18 protein-coding genes are annotated in these 16,731 nt (G+C 63.6%); 17 read left to right on the top strand and 1 reads right to left on the bottom strand.

Going from position 1 to position 16,731, the window contains the following annotated elements:
• The first annotated feature begins 95 nt into the window (after positions 1-95).
• The 5 genes from rho to PY310_RS10720 all read left to right on the top strand — a co-directional run bounded on the left by rho (position 96) and on the right by PY310_RS10720 (position 5,955).
• The gene (gene rho / locus PY310_RS10700) at positions 96-2,327 is read left to right on the top strand and encodes a transcription termination factor Rho (RefSeq protein ID WP_275214365.1); all 2,232 of its coding nucleotides are present in this window, start codon (positions 96-98) and stop codon (positions 2,325-2,327) included.
• A gap of 107 nt (positions 2,328-2,434) precedes the next feature.
• Positions 2,435-3,508: a peptide chain release factor 1 gene (gene prfA, locus PY310_RS10705; RefSeq protein ID WP_275214366.1), complete on the top strand. Its 1,074-nt coding sequence runs from the start codon at positions 2,435-2,437 to the stop codon at positions 3,506-3,508.
• Between the two features lie 24 nt (positions 3,509-3,532).
• Positions 3,533-4,402 carry a peptide chain release factor N(5)-glutamine methyltransferase gene (prmC, locus tag PY310_RS10710; protein WP_275214367.1) on the top strand — a complete coding sequence of 290 codons (870 nt, stop codon included), beginning with the start codon at positions 3,533-3,535 and terminating at the stop codon, positions 4,400-4,402.
• Positions 4,403-4,417: 15 nt separating this feature from the next.
• Complete coding sequence (locus PY310_RS10715) at positions 4,418-5,200, top strand: L-threonylcarbamoyladenylate synthase (RefSeq protein ID WP_275214368.1); 783 nt, start codon at positions 4,418-4,420, stop codon at positions 5,198-5,200.
• A complete protein-coding gene (locus tag PY310_RS10720; RefSeq protein ID WP_275214369.1) occupies positions 5,197-5,955 on the top strand; it encodes a WecB/TagA/CpsF family glycosyltransferase in 759 nt (252 codons plus the stop codon). Before PY310_RS10715 ends, PY310_RS10720 begins: the two co-directional genes overlap by 4 nt.
• Here the strand turns inward: PY310_RS10720 and PY310_RS10725 are convergent.
• Positions 5,952-6,848, bottom strand: a complete 897-nt coding sequence (locus tag PY310_RS10725; protein ID WP_275214370.1) for a glycosyltransferase — start codon at positions 6,846-6,848, stop codon at positions 5,952-5,954. The two genes, PY310_RS10720 and PY310_RS10725, sit on opposite strands and share 4 nt — an antisense overlap.
• Before the next feature lie 292 nt (positions 6,849-7,140).
• On the opposite strand from PY310_RS10725, the gene PY310_RS10730 reads away from it, so the two are divergent.
• From PY310_RS10730 to PY310_RS10785, 12 genes are all read left to right on the top strand, one after another.
• A complete protein-coding gene (locus tag PY310_RS10730) occupies positions 7,141-8,253 on the top strand; it encodes an MraY family glycosyltransferase (RefSeq protein WP_275214371.1) in 1,113 nt (370 codons plus the stop codon).
• 93 nt (positions 8,254-8,346) lie between these two features.
• Positions 8,347-8,829: a Cg1360 family ATP-synthase-associated protein gene (locus PY310_RS10735; RefSeq protein WP_275214372.1), complete on the top strand. Its 483-nt coding sequence runs from the start codon at positions 8,347-8,349 to the stop codon at positions 8,827-8,829.
• Positions 8,822-9,160 carry a hypothetical protein gene (locus tag PY310_RS10740; RefSeq protein WP_275214373.1) on the top strand — a complete coding sequence of 113 codons (339 nt, stop codon included), beginning with the start codon at positions 8,822-8,824 and terminating at the stop codon, positions 9,158-9,160. The genes PY310_RS10735 and PY310_RS10740 overlap by 8 nt, the downstream gene beginning before the upstream one ends.
• A gap of 81 nt (positions 9,161-9,241) precedes the next feature.
• The gene (gene atpB / locus PY310_RS10745; protein ID WP_275214374.1) at positions 9,242-10,042 is read left to right on the top strand and encodes a F0F1 ATP synthase subunit A; all 801 of its coding nucleotides are present in this window, start codon (positions 9,242-9,244) and stop codon (positions 10,040-10,042) included.
• An 80-nt stretch (positions 10,043-10,122) separates the two neighbouring features.
• On the top strand, positions 10,123-10,341 hold the full coding sequence (gene atpE, locus PY310_RS10750) for an ATP synthase F0 subunit C (protein ID WP_003804776.1): 219 nt from the start codon (positions 10,123-10,125) through the stop codon (positions 10,339-10,341).
• A gap of 53 nt (positions 10,342-10,394) precedes the next feature.
• Entirely contained in the window at positions 10,395-10,946 is a 552-nt protein-coding gene (locus PY310_RS10755; protein ID WP_275214375.1) for a F0F1 ATP synthase subunit B, read from the top strand.
• Complete coding sequence (locus PY310_RS10760) at positions 10,946-11,773, top strand: F0F1 ATP synthase subunit delta (protein ID WP_275214376.1); 828 nt, start codon at positions 10,946-10,948, stop codon at positions 11,771-11,773. Before PY310_RS10755 ends, PY310_RS10760 begins: the two co-directional genes overlap by 1 nt.
• Positions 11,774-11,856: 83 nt before the next feature.
• Positions 11,857-13,494: a F0F1 ATP synthase subunit alpha gene (gene atpA, locus PY310_RS10765; RefSeq protein WP_275214463.1), complete on the top strand. Its 1,638-nt coding sequence runs from the start codon at positions 11,857-11,859 to the stop codon at positions 13,492-13,494.
• A 76-nt stretch (positions 13,495-13,570) separates the two neighbouring features.
• Positions 13,571-14,464 carry a F0F1 ATP synthase subunit gamma gene (locus PY310_RS10770; RefSeq protein WP_275214377.1) on the top strand — a complete coding sequence of 298 codons (894 nt, stop codon included), beginning with the start codon at positions 13,571-13,573 and terminating at the stop codon, positions 14,462-14,464.
• Positions 14,465-14,544: 80 nt separating this feature from the next.
• A complete protein-coding gene (gene atpD / locus PY310_RS10775; RefSeq protein WP_275214378.1) occupies positions 14,545-15,999 on the top strand; it encodes a F0F1 ATP synthase subunit beta in 1,455 nt (484 codons plus the stop codon).
• A gap of 1 nt (position 16,000) precedes the next feature.
• Positions 16,001-16,285 (top strand): F0F1 ATP synthase subunit epsilon, encoded by a 285-nt coding sequence (locus PY310_RS10780; RefSeq protein WP_190989724.1) that lies wholly within the window; start codon positions 16,001-16,003, stop codon positions 16,283-16,285.
• 10 nt (positions 16,286-16,295) lie between these two features.
• Positions 16,296-16,727 carry a DUF2550 domain-containing protein gene (locus tag PY310_RS10785; protein WP_275214379.1) on the top strand — a complete coding sequence of 144 codons (432 nt, stop codon included), beginning with the start codon at positions 16,296-16,298 and terminating at the stop codon, positions 16,725-16,727.
• Positions 16,728-16,731: the final 4 nt, after the last annotated feature.

A 16,731-nucleotide genomic window follows, 5' to 3' on the forward strand; every position in this document is an offset into this window, starting at 1 on the left:
GCCGAAAATCCCGGCTGCAGATCTGAACTGCAGCCCAGATCAAATCATCGCGTCCAGCTCCCAGTCTGGACGCCGTCGAGGGGGAAGGATCCTTCGTGACCGAAACCACTGAGCTGTCTTCAGCTGTGGACACATCAACTTCTGCAGCCGGATCGTCAACGGCCGCACCCACCAAGAGCAGCGGCCTCGCCGGCCTGAAGCTCGCCCAACTGCAGGCACTTGCCAGCCAGTTGGGGATTTCCGGTGGGTCACGGATGCGCAAGGGGGACCTGGTTACGGCCATTTCCGCCCACCGCGCAGGCACACCAGCCACCAAGGCGCCGGCCAAGGTAGCCGAGAAAGCCTCTGAAAACCACGTAGCCGCCGCTGCGCCGGTGGCTGCCGGCACCGAAACCCCGGAGGCTCCGGCCGCCGAAGGAACCAGGGCCCGTGGCCGTGGCCGCAGCCGGCGCGCAGTCAGCGACGGTGTTGTCGCCGCTGCACCCGCCGAAGCGCCGGCCTCCGCCCCCGCTGAAGCGCCGGCAGCCGCACCTGCCGAGACCGAAACCGCCGAAGGTGGAGCCGAACGCCGCCAGCCGCGTACCCGCAACCGCCGCCGCGGCGAAGCAGCCGCGCAGGCAACGGCTCCGCAGGCCGCAGACGTCACGGAAGCGCCGGCCGAACAGCCTGCCGCCGAACCGCGCCAGGCCGAGCGCACCGAAGCCCAGCGCTCGGATGCCCAGCGCACCGAAACCCAGCGCTCGGAGACCCCGCGCACCGAGGCTCAGGGTGTTGAATCCGGCGATGGCCAGCGCACCGAGCGTCGGGACAGCGGCCGCACCCGCGGTGGACGCGACGCCAACGCCCGCGACACTGCAGCCCGTGAGACCACCACACGCGACAACGCCGATGGCGGCCGCGACAACGCAGGCAGCCGCGAGGCCGGCCAGCGCGAGGGTACCCGGCGCGATGACAACCGCGACAATTCACGCGACAACGACGATTCAGATAACGGCAGCCGCCGCAATCGTCGCAACCGCCGGGACCGCAACGACCGCAATGACCGCTCCGGCGGCCAGGACAACCGGGACAACACCCGCAACGACCGCTTCCGCGACCGCAACGACCGCCGTCGCGGCCGTGCCCAGGGCCCGGACGTCGACGACGTCGAGGTCACTGATGACGATGTCCTGCTGCCGGTCGCCGGCATCCTGGACGTCCTGGAGAACTACGCGTTCATCCGTACCTCGGGCTACCTGCCGGGCCCGAATGACGTCTACGTCTCCCTGGCACAGGTCAAGAAGTACAACCTGCGCAAGGGCGACGCCGTCGTTGGCGCCATCCGGGCACCGCGCGAAGGCGAAGACCGCAGCCAGCAGTCCGCCCGCCAGAAGTTCAACGCCCTGGTCCGCGTCACCTCCGTCAACGGCAAGACCCCGGAGGAACTGAAGGACCGCGTTGAATTCGCCAAGCTGGTCCCGCTGTACCCGTCCGAGCGACTGCGCCTCGAGACCGACCCCAAGAAGATCGGGCCCCGCGTCATTGACCTGGTTGCCCCGATCGGCAAGGGCCAGCGCGGCCTGATCGTCTCCCCGCCGAAGGCCGGCAAGACACTCATCCTGCAGTCCATCGCCAACGCCATCACCACCAACAATCCTGAGGTCCACCTCATGATGGTGCTCGTTGACGAACGTCCTGAAGAAGTCACGGACATGCAGCGCACCGTCAAGGGCGAGGTCATTGCCTCCACCTTCGACCGTCCCGCCGACGACCACACCACCGTGGCCGAACTGTCCATCGAGCGCGCCAAGCGCCTGGTGGAAATGGGCATGGACGTTGTGGTCCTCCTGGATTCGATGACCCGCCTGGGCCGCGCCTACAACCTGGCAGCACCGGCCTCGGGCCGTATCCTGTCCGGTGGCGTCGACTCAGCAGCCCTGTACCCGCCCAAGCGCTTCTTCGGCGCAGCCCGCAACATTGAAAACGGCGGCTCACTGACCATCCTGGCAACGGCCCTTGTGGAGACCGGTTCCAAGATGGACGAGGTCATCTTCGAAGAGTTCAAGGGCACCGGCAACATGGAACTCCGCCTGTCCCGCCAGCTGGCAGACAAGCGCATCTTCCCGGCAGTGGACGTCAACGCGTCCGGCACCCGCCGCGAGGAGAACCTGCTTTCGCCCGAGGAAGTCAAGATCATGTGGAAGCTGCGCCGCGTCCTTTCCGGACTCGAAACGCAGCAGAGCCTTGAGCTGCTGACCAACAAGATCCGGGAGACCCAGAGCAACGTTGAGTTCCTGATGCAGGTCCAGAAGACGACGCTTGGTGCGAAGTCGGATAACGACAAGTAGCTGCGCTCACCGCTCAAAGTGTGCCGACCCCCTGGTCGGCACACTTTGGGCGGTTCGTCGTTAAGTCCCGGGAAACTAGACTTGTAAGAGTCGAAAGAGGTTGTGAAATGTTTGAGTCCGTACAGGGCCTGCTAGATGAGCATGATGCTATCCAGGCGCAGCTGGGGGATCCTGCTGTTTATGCTGACCAGCGCTTGGCACGGAAGCTGGGGCGGCGCTCAGCTCAGCTGAACGGCATTGTGGAGGCGTACCACAAGTGGGAAGGCATCCGCGATGACCTCGCTGCGGCCAAAGAGATGGCTGCCGAGGACCCCGAATTTGCTGCCGAGGTTCCCGAGTTGGAGGCGGCGCTGGAGACAGCGTCGGCCAAGCTGCGCAGGCTCTTGATTCCACGCGACCCTGACGATGCCCGCAACGTGATCCTTGAGGTCAAGGGCGGCGAAGGTGGCGACGAAGCGGCCCTCTTCGCTGGCGATCTCCTGCGGATGTACACCCGGTACGCCGAATCCCGCGGCTGGAAGACGGAACTCATTTCCGCCACCGAGTCGGACCTGGGCGGTTACAAGGATGTCCAGATGGCCGTCAAGGGGAACTCAAACGACCCCGCGGAAGGCGTCTACGCGCGGCTCAAGTTCGAAGGCGGCGTCCACCGCGTGCAGCGCGTGCCCGTCACCGAATCGCAGGGCCGGATCCACACGTCCGCTGCAGGCGTCCTGGTCCTGCCGGAAGTTGATGAGCCCGAAGAGCTGGACATCAACCAGAACGACCTCAAGATCGACGTGTACCGTTCCTCCGGCCCCGGTGGCCAGTCCGTGAACACCACGGACTCCGCTGTCCGCATCACGCACCTGCCCACGGGCATCGTGGTGGCGATGCAGAACGAGAAATCCCAGCTGCAGAACCGCGAGGCCGGCATGCGCGTGCTCCGCGCCCGCATCCTGGCACACCAGCAGGAGATCATCGACGCCGAGAACTCGGCCCAGCGGAAGTCCCAGATCCGCACCATGGACCGTTCGGAGCGCATCCGCACCTACAACTACCCGGAAAACCGCATCGCGGACCACCGCACCGGCTACAAGGCGTACAACCTGGACCAGGTCATGAACGGCGACCTCGAACCGGTCATCCAGTCCGCCATCGAGATGGACGAACAGGCCCGCCTGGACGCCATCGGCGATTAGTCGGCTGCCGGGAACTGCACGGATATGACAACCGGCGCGGAACAGTCACTGGCGGCTGCCATCGGCGAGGCCACCGCGATCCTCCGGGACGCCGGTGTCCCGAGCCCCCGGGTGGACGCTGAACTGCTCGCGGATCATCTGCTTGGTGTTGGGCTGGGGCGGCTCCGGGCCATGATGCTCGGTGATTCGCCGGCGCCTGAGGGCTACGCCGAGCTGGTCGCCGAGCGGGCCCGGCGCACCCCGCTGCAGCACATCACCGGAGTGGCGCACTTCCGGTACCTCGAACTCGCCGTCGGGCCCGGAGTGTTTATCCCGCGCCCCGAAACGGAGTCCGTGGTCCAACTGGTCATAGACCGGGTCACAGGCATGGCGCACCCCCGGATCGTGGACCTGGGCACTGGATCCGGGGCCATCGCCGGTTCCATCGCCCACGAGGTTCCCGCCGCTGAAGTCCACGCCGTGGAATACAGCCCCTTCGCCCACGCGTGGGCAGCAAGGAACCTGGCGCCCCTGGGCGTCACACTCACCCTGGGGGACCTGCGGGACGCGCTGCCGGAGCTCAACGGAACATTCGACGTCGTCGTTTCCAACCCGCCCTACATCCCGGCCGAAGCCATCCCCAATGAACCCGAAGTCGCCCTGCATGATCCGCCGGAAGCCCTGTACGGCGGGGGAGCGGACGGCATGGAACTTCCGACGGCGGCGGCAGCCTCCGCTGCCCGGCTGCTGGTTCCCGGGGGCTACTTCGTGATGGAACACGCCGAAGTCCAGGCTGCGTGGATTGTCCGCATGATGGAGCGCGCCGGTGCCTGGACCGAGATCACCACGCACCTGGACCTCAACGGCAGGGAACGCGCCACCAGCGCCGTGCTTGCCGGACCGCGCCACGACTGATGAAAGAATAGGCCAGTGACCACAACCTACAACTGCACGTCAGAGGACCAGCGCGCCCTGGGGCTGGAGCATGCGCAGCGTGCCATCAGCGAAAAGAAGTGCGTGGTTTTCCCCACCGATACTGTCTACGGGATCGCGGCCGATGCCTTCTCACCGCAGGCCGTCACCATGCTTCTGGTTTCCAAGGGACGCAGCCGCACCATGCCGCCGCCCGTGCTCATTCCGCGGATCAATGCCCTGGACGGGCTGGCCACGGAGATCTCCGCGGACGCCCGCAAGCTGGCTGAGGCGTTCTGGCCCGGTGGCCTGACGCTGATCCTGCACGCACAGCCGTCGCTGGACTGGGACCTTGGTGAGACGCAGGGAACAGTGGCGCTCCGGATGCCCGCCGATGAGATTGCGCTGGAGCTCCTCACCCTGACCGGCCCGCTGGCGGTTTCCTCCGCCAACCGGACCGGCCAGGCGCCGGCGCAGACCGCAGCCGAAGCGCGTGCCCAGCTCGCCGAGTCCGTTGAGGTCTACCTTGAAGGAGGCTTCCGGCCGGTGGAAGGCACGGACGCCGTACCGTCCACCATCGTGGACGCCACCGGCACGGTCCTGCGGGTTGTGCGCAACGGCGCCGTGTCCCTCGACCAGCTTCGCGAACACGTTCCGGGCGTCCTGGGCCTCGGTGAGGTTCCCTCCGGTCAGCCTGCAGCCCCCGTGCCCGCCGAAGACGCTTCCGCCGCGCCCGCGACGACGAACGCGGAGGCGGCGCCGGACACCCCGGCGGCCGAAGGCGCCCGGGACGCTGGATGAGCCCCGCCCGGCAGCACATCCCGGTCCTGGGTGTCGACGCCACCCCGTTGACCGTGGACGGACTCATTGAGGTGCTCGCAGGGTTCGTCGACGACGGCGCCCGGCGCACCGTCGTCGGCCATAACCTGCACAGCGTCACGCTGACCCATTCCGATCCCGGATTCCGTTCCCTGTACGAGAACAGTGACGTGGTGCTCCTGGACGGGGCGCCGGTGCTGTGGCTCTGGGGCCGGACCGGCAAAGCCGTCAGCCCGCTTATGGAGTACAGGCTGGGGTCCACGGACTGGCTGCCATCCTTGGGCCGCGTGGCCGGCCTCGAACGGATCGCCGTCGTGGGCGCCGGGGCGGAAGCCAACACCAAAGCGGTCGAACGGCTCCAGGGGATTGTTCCGGCCGCCACCGTGACAGGGCTTCCCGGCGAAGACTGGGATGCCGACGTCGAAACGGCCGCCGTGGACTGGCTCGCCGCGCAGCAGCCCCAGCTCGTCCTGCTCGGGCTGGGCATGCCGCTCCAGGAAACAGTGCTGCAGCGCCGGCTCGACTCGCTCCCGCCCGCCATCTACTGCACGGTGGGCGGCGCCATTGAACAACTGGCAGGGGTGCAGAAGCTCTCGCCGCGCTGGCTGGGAAGGCTTGGCCTGGAGTGGGCCTGGCGCCTGCTGCTGCATCCGCGCCGGGTGGCCTACCGCGTGTTCGGCGAGCCCTGGGTGCTCCTGTGGCTCCTTACCCGGCGACGCCTTCGGGGCCAGTCCTAAATATTCTGGTCCTCCAGCGGCGCGAAGCCCTTGCCGCGCAGCCCGGCGGTGAAGGACCTGGCCCAGGACAGGAAGCCGGGCAGGTCACGGCGCTGCGCGAAATAGCCCGCGTAGCCACCCACGTCCGCCACGAAGGACTTGACCCGGAAGTACCGGCGGATCAAGTACCCGCGGTTGCGGTAGTAGTAATAACGCTTGAAGGCCGAATCCGGGACGATCACATGCCAGCGTGCCCCATAAACGTGTTGGGTCTCGGAGACGGCGTGAGGGTGGGTGATGGCCGTTGTGGTCACGGTGCCGAACCTGATGCCGGCCTTGCGCAGCCTGATGGTGAAGTCCACCTCGTCGCCACGGATGAAGAGGCGCATGTCGGGCAGGCCAACCTTGAAAAAGACGTCCGACCGGATGAGCGCCCCGTTAAAGAAGTGCCCGTCGTTGGGCAGGAAACCTACTCTTTCCACCTCGGCACGGTCATGGGTGACCTTCCCGTCCAGCCGGAAGAAGAAGGACAGCCGGTCCGGGTTGCCGGGGGCCACCACGAGGGGGACCACGGCTTCAAGGTTGCGCGCCTCAGCCTCCCGCAGCAGCGTGGCCAGGCACTCGGGATCTGCCGGCTCGGCGTCGTCATCCATCATCCAGATCCAGGTGGCACCGCTGGCCACTGCCTTGAGGGCAGCCAGGGCGAAGCCGCCGGCCCCGCCCAGGTTGGCTTCGGAGCGGACATAGTCCACATTGGCGTGCCGTTCAGCCACCTCACGGGCCGGATCCGAGCCACTGTCGACGAGGCAGATGGTGTCCACGGCCGCCGACTGGGAGTTGATGGAATCCAGCAGGACAGCGAGCTCCTGATGTCGGTTGAAAGTCACGGCAGCAACAGCGACCCGGACGGTCATGGGGGTTCCTTTCAGGGCGGCCTTCAGGGGATTCCCCGCTCGCAATGCGCCGTGTGGCGCGAAGCCATGGAGCCGTTGGCGCTAGTATCTTGACTAGAGTCCACTGTAATACAGCCCTGTAAGGCACTTAGTACTGCCTGCTGCGCGCCCGGCGACGGAGAAGTTTCATTTATCGATCGACAGATCCCCGGCAAGTGAGCCCATTGATCCAGGACCGGCGTTTAACACCCCGGTCCGGCGCTGCGTTAACACCCCCGGCCGCGTCGGAGACACACGAAACGGCTGCCAGCGCATGATCATGTACCTCCTGATGGGGCTGATCGCTGCGATCGTGTCCTACGGGTTCACCTGGGCGGCGCGCGTGGTCGGCAACCGGCTCGAACTCCACATGCCTATCCGCAGCCGGGACATGCACTCGACGCCGGTGTCCCGGCTCGGTGGCGTGGCCATCTTCCTTGGCGTGCTGGTTGCCCTCATTGTGGCCAGCCAGTCTTTCTTCGTCAAAGACATCTACCGCAACAATTTCTCGCCCTGGGGCGTCCTGGCCGGTGCTGTGCTGATTGTCCTGGTGGGCGTCGCCGATGATTTGCTGGACATCCGCTGGTGGGTGAAACTCATCGGCCAGAGCGCGGCTGCCCTGGTGGTGGCCATCTGGGGCGTGCGGATGACCATCGTGCCATGGGTGCCGGAGCCGATCATCCTCGAGAACGATCTGCTCAGGATTGTGCTGACCGCCGGGCTGATCGTGACCACCATGAACGCCTTCAACTTCATTGACGGCCTGGACGGCCTGGCGGCCGGTGCGGCCATCATCGGCGGAACGGCCTTCTTCTTCACGGCCTACTGGGTGCACCGTAACGCTGTCCTGCTGGACTACTCGGACCTCGCCACCCTGCTGACGGCAGTTGTTGTGGGCAGTTGCATCGGCTTCCTGCCGCACAACTGGTTCCCGTCCAAGATCTTCATGGGCGACTCCGGTGCCATGCTCATCGGGCTGCTGTTCGCCGCCGCCGGCATCGTATCCACCGGCCAGATCACGTCAGGACTCTACGACCGGGCGAACGGTATCTCCACGGTCATCCCCATCCTGCTTCCGTTCGCCGTCCTCTTCCTGCCACTGCTGGACCTGGGGCTCGCCGTCATCCGGCGGACGGCAAAGGGACGCTCACCCTGGTCCGCTGACCGGGGCCACCTCCACCACAAACTCCTCGACATTGGCTACTCGCACCGGACCGCCGTCATTCTGATGTACCTCTGGACGGCGGTGGTGTCCTTCGGCGGCCTCGCGTTCGCTGTGTTCCCGTGGCAGCCCGTGCTGGCGGTTGACCTTTTCGCCACGCTGGTGATGGGGCTGGTGACAGCGTGGCCCTACCTTCGGCGGGACACCGAGGAGACGGCCGGCTGACCATGTTCGGAATCATTTCTATCTCGTGTAGAATTTAGGGGCAGCCAAAGCTGCCCCTCCACCCAGCCCCAGGGCGCCGACGATTGGGATCTCATGACCTCCAACGCCGACCCCGGACCAGCGTCCGGCAACGGATCCGCCGGCGTCTCCGGTCCCACGCAATCCCTGTGGCTTCGCCTTCTGGCGCTGAGTTCAGGTGCCGGCGGGGCGGCACTCATTCTGGCCGGCATTCCTGCCGTCATCCTGAACGGGCCCGTCGGTGTCCTGTCCAGTACATTGGGCGGCCTCCTGGTGATGGTGTTCTTTGCCATCAGCCTGCTGGTAGGGCACTTTATGGGGCGGAACAACCCCTCAGGTGCCATCGGGATGTTTGTGGCAACCTACTTCGTCAAAGTAGTGGGCTTTGCAGTTGTCCTGTTCCTGATCGGAGCTCCTGCGTGGCTGCACGGCCGCTGGTTCCTCATTGGCGCCGTAGCCACTGTTGTGTTCTGGCAGGCCGCCGAAATCTATGGTTTCAGCAAAGCGCGCCTGCAAATCTACAACGACCCTGAACCGAAGGAGCCCAACGATGTCTGATCGGAAACGACCGGCGAACAACGGCTCCGCCGCGTCCGGAAATGCTTCCTCCGCACCCGGAGTCTCACCCGATAACAACGATGGCGGCTACAACGCCGGCATGGCCGTCTTCAGCTACATTATTGGCGGAATCATCGTCTGGAGTTTGATAGGGTGGGGTCTGGATAATCTGTGGGGAACCCGCTGGATTGTGCTCGCAGGCGCTCTGCTTGGAGCTCTCGGAGGATTTTATCTTTCCCACATGCACGGCCTTACCAGTTCCAGAAACACCTCTGGTAAGCGCGGCGTAGACAGCGGCCCGTCCGCGGACGGAAACACTAATGCCAAATAATTTCACATGGGGAACTGCGGAGCAAGAATCCGCTGCACCCAGCCCAACGCCCAATGATGGACACTGCAGAGAGGAATCGCGTTGATCGCGCTTGCGCTCCCGGCCCAAGATTCAGGAGAGTTCGCTCCTCCCGGAATTGAAGAAATGCACCTGCCGGCGATCCTGCCGTGGGGGGCGGCAGACGGATTCTCCAAGCAGATGCTGCTGGTAATCCTGTCGGTCGTCATTATCGCCACATTCTTCCTGCTCGCTGCGCGGAAGCAGCAGCTTGTCCCCGGCAAGCTCCAGTTCGCTGGAGAAATGGCTTACGGCTTTGTCCGTAATGGCATTGCCAAGGACATTATCGGCGGCAAAGACTTCATGAAGTACGTCCCGCTGTTGTTCAGCCTGTTTTTCTTCATCCTGGTGAACAACATTTACGGTGCCATTCCCGTAATCCAGCTGCCGAGCTTCTCCCACGTTGGCGGTGCCTATGTCCTCGCGGGCATCGTGTACTTCACCTGGATCGCCATCGGCGTGAAAAAGAACGGGCTGAAGTACTTCAAACTCGCCACGGTTCCGTCCGGCGTCCCCATCTACATCCTGCCGATCGTCATTCCGATCGAAATCATCTCGAACTTCCTGGTACGGCCCGTAACGCACAGCCTGCGTCTCTTTGCCACCATGCTGGCAGGCCACCTCATCGTCATGATTGCCGGATCCGGCATCGAGTTCCTCATCATGCAGGAGAACGTCCTGCTCAAGGGAGCTTCGGTACTCGTCCTCGCAGGCTCCATCGCCATGTACATGCTCGAAGCACTGATCATGGCCCTCCAGGCTTATGTCTTCACGCTGCTGACTGCCATCTACATTGAAGGCGCCCTGCACGCGGACAGCCACTAAGGCACCCACAGTCTTCCCCTTACGGGGATGAAGCAACCCAAACAACCTGCCACACGGGTGGCATCTTGAAAGGAAGAAAAATGGAAGGCTCCATCAACGGCTCCCTCAACCTCATCGGCTACGGCCTCTCCGCTATCGGCGGTGGTATCGGTGTTGGTCTCGTGTTCGCTGCCTACATCAATGGTGTGGCACGTCAGCCGGAAGCCCAGCGCGTCCTGCAGCCGATCGCATTCCTCGGCCTCGCGCTGACTGAAGCCCTCGCCATCCTTGGCCTGGTCTTCGCTTTCGTTCTCAAGTAAACCTTCAGAACCTAGCGAACATCCAGAACCGAGTAGAAAAGGACGGGTGAATTATGAACCAGGTGATCATCTCAGCCGCCACAGAGGGCGAGACTAACCCACTGGTACCCAACGTCTGGGAAATGGGCGTTGTCCTCGTCGGCTTTGCTGTCCTCATGTTCATCGTGGTCAAGTTCGTTGTCCCGATGTTCGAGAAGACGTTTGCAGAGCGCGCCGAAGCAATTGAAGGCGGCATCGCCAAGGCTGAAAAGGCCCAGGCAGAAGCATCGGCCGCCCTCGAGGAGTACAAGCAGCAGCTCACGGACGCCCGCGCAGAAGCTAATCGCATCCGCGAGGAAGCCCGCGCAGAAGGCGCCCAGATCCTTGCTGATCTGAAGGAAAAGGCAGCCGCTGAATCGGCCCGCATCACGGCTCAGGCCCACGTGCAGATCGAATCGGAGCGTCAGGCGGCAGTTGTGTCCCTGCGTTCCGAGGTAGGCTCGCTGGCCACCACGCTGGCAGGCCGCATTGTTGGCGAAGCGCTCAACGATGACGAGCGTTCGGCCCGCGTTGTTGACCGTTTCCTGGCAGATCTGGAGACCCAGAACGCAGGTGCAGCTAAGTAATGTCAGGTGTATCGAGCGAATCGCTGACCACGGCTCTGACCACGCTGGAAGCCAAGCTTCCATTGGCCTCGCTGCAGTTGGCTAAGGAACTCTTCGGAATCCTGGGCACGGTGGACAGCTCAGCTGGTTTGCGCCGTGCCCTGACGGACCCGTCGCGTACCGGTGAAGAGAAGTCGGCGCTGATCAAGCAGCTCGTTGGCGGAAAAGTTTCCGCGGACGCGGCGGACATCGCGGGCGGACTGGCCAGTTCACGCTGGGCATCGGCCCGAGATATCGGCGATGCACTCGAGACGCTTGGCGCGACGGTGGTCATCGCCGTTGCTGAAAACAAGTCGGCCGTTTCTGCCTCCGGTGTCTCTGGGCTGGAAGAACTGGAGAACGATCTGTTCTCCTTCAACCAGGCCGTTGCCTCCGACCACGAGGTGCAACGTGCTCTGTCGGAGCCGCAGGCCAGTGCTGCAGCGAAGGTCCGCCTGGCTGAGCGGCTGGTGCCTGGCGCAAGCGAGGAAGCAAAAGTCCTCATTGCCCAGGCAGTATCTGCGCCGCGCGGCATCAAGCCGACCAATCTGGTAGCCCGGTTCGCCGAGCTGGCAGCCAAGCGGCAGCAGCGGTGGATTGCGACGGTCAGGGTCACGCGTCCCCTCACGGAGACGCAGTTTGCCCGCCTCCAGGCGGGGCTTAACTCCCTTTACGGTCGCGAGCTCAAGGTCAACATTTCCGTTGATCCTGAGCTGATCGGCGGAATCCGTGTCCAGGTGGGTGACGAAGTGCTTGACGCTTCGGTAGTTACCCGGCTGGGCGAGCTCCACCGCCAGCTGGCCGGCTAGCCGGACAAGCACAACTTAACGAAACGAAACCCCGGTCATCGTGAGCAACGATGATCACGAAAACAGGAGAGCAGGGACTGCAGATGGCCGAATTGACCATCAACGCCGACGACGTCCGTAATGCGTTGAACGAGTTCGCGGCGTCCTACGAACCCGGAAACGCTGAGCGCGTAGAGGTCGGCCGTGTAACAACCGCAGGTGACGGCATCGCCCGTGTTGAGGGCCTTCCCTCGGTCATGGCGAACGAGCTGCTTCGCTTTGAAGACGGCACGCTGGGCCTCGCCCAGAACCTCGACGTCCGCGAAATCGGCGTCATCGTTCTCGGTGACTTCACGGGAATCGAAGAAGGCCAGGAAGTTCACCGCACCGGACAGGTTCTGTCCGTACCGGTGGGCGACGCCTTCCTCGGCCGCGTGGTTGACCCGCTGGGCCAGCCCATCGACGACCTCGGCGAGATCAAGGCCGAGACCACCCGTGCGCTGGAGCTCCAGGCACCTGGCGTGACCCAGCGTAAGTCGGTCCACGAGCCGATGCAGACCGGACTCAAGGCTATCGACGCCATGATCCCGATCGGCCGCGGACAGCGCCAGCTGATCATCGGTGACCGCCAGACCGGCAAGTCGGCCATCGCCATTGACACCATCATCAACCAGAAGGCCAACTGGGCTTCCGGCGATGTGAACAAGCAGGTCCGTTGCATCTACGTCGCCATCGGTCAGAAGGCCTCCACCATTGCGGCGGTCCGTCAGACCCTTGAGGACAACGGCGCACTCGAGTACACCACCATCGTGGCGTCCCCGGCGTCTGACCCCGCAGGCTTCAAGTACCTGGCACCGTACGCCGGTTCGGCGATCGGCCAGCACTGGATGTATGGCGGCAAGCACGTTCTCATCGTGTTCGATGACCTCTCCAAGCAGGCTGAAGCCTACCGCGCGGTTTCGCTGCTGCTGCGCCGCCCGCCGGGACGCGAAGCCTACCCGGGCGACGTCTTCTACTTGCACTCCCGTCTGCTTGAGCGTTGTGCCAAGCTCTCCGACGAGCTCGGTGCAGGCTCGATGACCGGCCTGCCGCTCATCGAAACCAAGGCAAACGACGTCTCGGCCTACATCCCGACCAACGTGATCTCCATTACCGATGGCCAGATCTTCCTGCAGTCGGACCTCTTCAACGCCAACCAGCGTCCGGCCGTCGACGTGGGTGTTTCTGTGTCCCGCGTTGGTGGTGCTGCACAGGTCAAGTCCATGAAGAAGGTTTCGGGCACTTTGAAGCTGGAACTGGCTCAGTACCGCGACATGCAGGCTTTCGCCATGTTCGCGTCGGACCTCGACGCCGCATCGCGCCAGCAGCTGACCCGCGGCGCCCGCCTGATGGAACTGCTCAAGCAGGGCCAGTACTCGCCGTTCCCGGTCGAGAACCAGGTTGTTTCCATCTGGGCCGGCACCAACGGTCACCTCGACGAGGTTCCGGTTGAGGACATCAACCGGTTCGAGACCGAGTTCCTGGAGCACCTGAAGCACAAGTCCTCCATCCTGACCACGCTGGCGCAGACCAACGTTATGGACGATGACACCGCTGAAGCACTGAAGACCGCCATCGTGGACTTCAAAAAGGGCTTCTTCGGCGAGGGTGACAACCGCCTGGTAGGCGCCGGCCACGAGGAGCATGACGCTATCTCCGAAGCCGAAGTCGACCAGGAAAAAATCGTCAAGCAGAAGCGCTAGTTTCGCTGGCAGGGACTGCCGGGACCTTCACCGGTTCCGGTAGTCCCGGCCACCGGGATCTTAGGAAAGGATAAGTATGGGAGCCCAGATTCGGGTCTACCGCCAGAAGATCAGCTCGACCACGTCGATGCGCAAGATCTTCAAGGCGATGGAACTGATCGCTACCTCGCGCATTGGCAAGGCCCGCGCACGCGTAGCGGCTTCACTGCCTTACGCAAACGCGATCACGCGTGCCGTTTCTGCTGTCGCAAGCCAGAGCGAAATTGACCACCCCCTGGTCACCGAGCCGGAGCAGATCCGCCGTGCCGCCGTCCTGGTTATCACCTCGGACCGTGGCCTTGCAGGCTCATACTCGGCAACGGTGCTCAAGCAGGCTGAAGGCCTGATCGAGCTGCTGCACGAAGAGGGCAAGGAAGTTAAGACCTATGTCATGGGCCGCAAGGCGCAGGCGTACTTCGACTTCCGGAACCGTCCCTTCGAACGTGCGTGGACCGGCAACACGGACGCTCCGGTGTTCGAGGTTGCCCGGGAAGTCGGCGCAGCCCTGCTCGAAGACTTCGCTACCGCCTACGAAGAGGGCGGCGTGGACGAGATCCACGTTGTTTACACCCGCTTCAAGTCCATGGTGACCCAGGAGCCGACGGTTATCCGCCTGCTCCCGCTCGAGGTTGTCGAAGAGCAGGCCGCGTCCGAATCGGACCTCCTGCCGCTCTACGAATTCGAGCCGGAAGCGGAGCAGGTTCTCGATGCTCTGTTGCCGCGCTACATTGAGTCACGCATTTTTGCCGCCATGTTGCAGGCCGCAGCTTCCGAGCTCGCAGCCCGTCAGCGGGCGATGAAGTCCGCCGGCGACAACGCCACGGACCTCATCAAGAAGTACACGCGTCTGCGCAACACTGCCCGCCAGGCTGAAATTACGCAGGAGCTTTCCGAAATCGTTGCCGGTGCCGACGCCCTGAACGCGTCCTAACCTGCACGGTCCGGTCCAGCTGTACCTGCACCAAAAAACAAACTTAGATTCCACGCCATCTACTGAGTGAAGTGAGAGAGATGACTGCCACTGCTACCGAACACGTAGCCGCAACGTCCGGTGCTACCGGCCGTATTGCACGTGTTATTGGCCCGGTTGTCGACGTCGAATTCCCGGCTGACGCAATCCCCTCGATTTACAACGCCCTCACCACCGAGGTAACCCTCAATGGTGAGACCCGGACGATCACGTTCGAGACCGCCCTGCACCTGGGCGACAACCTCATCCGTGCCATCTCCCTGCAGGCCACCGACGGACTTGTCCGCGGCACCAACGTAGTGGACACCGGTTCCCCCATCACCGTGCCCGTGGGCGACGGTGTCAAGGGCCACATCTTCAACGTCCTGGGCAAGCCCCTTGACGTGCACGAGTCCGAGATCCAGGCTTCGGATTACTGGCCGATCCACCGCAAGGCTCCCGCCTTCGCAACGCTCGAAGGTTCCACCGAGATGCTGGAAACCGGCATCAAGGTCATCGACCTTCTCACCCCGTACATCAAGGGTGGCAAGATTGGCCTGTTCGGCGGCGCCGGCGTGGGCAAGACGGTTCTGATCCAGGAAATGATCACCCGCGTGGCCCGCAACTTCGGTGGTACTTCGGTATTCGCCGGTGTTGGCGAGCGTACCCGTGAAGGTAACGACCTCTGGGTTGAAATGGAAGAGGCAGGCGTCCTGAAGGACACCGCCCTTGTGTTCGGCCAGATGGATGAGCCGCCGGGAACGCGTCTGCGTGTTGCACTGTCCGCACTGACCATGGCGGAGTACTTCCGCGATGTGCAGAACCAGGACGTGCTGTTGTTCATCGACAACATCTTCCGCTTCACCCAGGCAGGCTCCGAGGTTTCCACCCTCCTCGGCCGCATGCCGTCCGCCGTGGGCTACCAGCCCAACCTGGCTGATGAGATGGGTCTCCTGCAGGAGCGCATCACGTCCACCAAGGGCCACTCCATTACCTCGATGCAGGCCATCTACGTTCCCGCAGATGACTACACCGACCCGGCCCCGGCCACGACCTTCGCACACCTCGACGCGACCACGGAACTTTCCCGTGAGATCGCTTCCCGTGGTCTGTACCCGGCCGTTGACCCGCTGTCCTCGACCTCACGCATCCTGGACCCGCAGTACATCGGCCAGGACCACTACAACACGGCTGTCCGTGTGAAGCAGATCCTGCAGAAGAACAAGGAACTCCAGGACATCATCGCCATCCTGGGCGTCGACGAACTCTCGGAAGAGGACAAGATCGTCGTGTCCCGTGCACGCCGCATCCAGCAGTTCCTCTCCCAGAACACCTACACCGCCAAGCAGTTCACCGGCGTCGAAGGCTCCACGGTTTCCATCAAGGACACCGTTGAAGGCTTCACCGCCATCTGCGACGGCGACCTCGACCACATTGCAGAGCAGGCGTTCTTCAACGTCGGCGGCCTGGATGACGTTGAGCGCCAGTGGGCCAAGATCCAGGAACAGACCAAGTAATATGGCTGAGCTTGAGGTTGAGATTGTCGCAGCGGATCACTTCGTGTGGTCCGGAGCGGCCAAGATGGTCAAGGCCCGCACCAGCGATGGTGAAATCGGAATCCTGCCCGGCCACTCGCCCCTGCTGGCGATCCTGGCTGAAGGTGAACTGGCCATCGAGCCGGTTTCCGGGGACCGTATTGCCGTTGTTGTTGACGGCGGATTCTTTTCCGTCGACAACAACCGCGTGGTGATTGTTGCTGACAACGCCCAGCTGGGCGACGCGGCTACTGCTGGGATCCGCTAGCACCAACCTGATGGACGCCCAGACTCTTTCGTTCATCGCCCTGGCAATCACTTTCGGATTGCTGATCTTTGCACTGTGCCTTGTGGGGGTGCGCCGCTTCAACTTGCGGCGCGCCCTCGGCACGGTGGACGCCTCCATTTGCACGGCTGGAAACAGCTGGCAGATGGGGGTTTGTCGTTATCAGGACAACGACCTTGAATGGTTCCGCCTGGCGTCCCTGAGTCTTCGCCCCAAGCACAAGTTCAAGCGGAGTTCCCTGGAGCTCCTGGGCCGGCGCAAGCCCACCGAAACCGAGGCCGTCAAGGTCCAGCCCGACGTCGTGATTGTCGAACTGCGGTACGAGGGCCACGACCTGCGGCTGGCCATGAAGTTTGATGCCTACACGGGATTGTCCTCGTGGTTGGAAGCCGGGCCGGTCATCGGCGTCGGCACCTGGCGCTAGGCAC

Origin of the sequence: Pseudarthrobacter naphthalenicus (assembly GCF_029076445.1) — a bacterium.
Classification (GTDB): Bacteria; Actinomycetota; Actinomycetes; order Actinomycetales; family Micrococcaceae; genus Arthrobacter; species Arthrobacter naphthalenicus.

Excerpts from the sequence above, each read along its gene's own strand:
- PY310_RS10735 (WP_275214372.1), top strand. The coding sequence starts at position 8,347 with ATGACCTCCAACGCCGACCCCGGACCAGCGTCCGGCAACGGATCCGCC.
- PY310_RS10730 (WP_275214371.1), top strand. The coding sequence starts at position 7,141 with ATGATCATGTACCTCCTGATGGGGCTGATCGCTGCGATCGTGTCCTAC.
- PY310_RS10740 (WP_275214373.1), top strand. The coding sequence starts at position 8,822 with ATGTCTGATCGGAAACGACCGGCGAACAACGGCTCCGCCGCGTCCGGA.
- PY310_RS10770 (WP_275214377.1), top strand. The coding sequence starts at position 13,571 with ATGGGAGCCCAGATTCGGGTCTACCGCCAGAAGATCAGCTCGACCACG.
- PY310_RS10785 (WP_275214379.1), top strand. The coding sequence starts at position 16,296 with ATGGACGCCCAGACTCTTTCGTTCATCGCCCTGGCAATCACTTTCGGA.
- PY310_RS10755 (WP_275214375.1), top strand. The coding sequence starts at position 10,395 with ATGAACCAGGTGATCATCTCAGCCGCCACAGAGGGCGAGACTAACCCA.
- PY310_RS10725 (WP_275214370.1), bottom strand. The coding sequence starts at position 6,848 with ATGACCGTCCGGGTCGCTGTTGCTGCCGTGACTTTCAACCGACATCAG.
- atpE (WP_003804776.1), top strand. The coding sequence starts at position 10,123 with ATGGAAGGCTCCATCAACGGCTCCCTCAACCTCATCGGCTACGGCCTC.
- atpA (WP_275214463.1), top strand. The coding sequence starts at position 11,857 with ATGGCCGAATTGACCATCAACGCCGACGACGTCCGTAATGCGTTGAAC.
- PY310_RS10780 (WP_190989724.1), top strand. The coding sequence starts at position 16,001 with ATGGCTGAGCTTGAGGTTGAGATTGTCGCAGCGGATCACTTCGTGTGG.
- prmC (WP_275214367.1), top strand. The coding sequence starts at position 3,533 with ATGACAACCGGCGCGGAACAGTCACTGGCGGCTGCCATCGGCGAGGCC.
- PY310_RS10760 (WP_275214376.1), top strand. The coding sequence starts at position 10,946 with ATGTCAGGTGTATCGAGCGAATCGCTGACCACGGCTCTGACCACGCTG.
- prfA (WP_275214366.1), top strand. The coding sequence starts at position 2,435 with ATGTTTGAGTCCGTACAGGGCCTGCTAGATGAGCATGATGCTATCCAG.
- PY310_RS10720 (WP_275214369.1), top strand. The coding sequence starts at position 5,197 with ATGAGCCCCGCCCGGCAGCACATCCCGGTCCTGGGTGTCGACGCCACC.
- atpD (WP_275214378.1), top strand. The coding sequence starts at position 14,545 with ATGACTGCCACTGCTACCGAACACGTAGCCGCAACGTCCGGTGCTACC.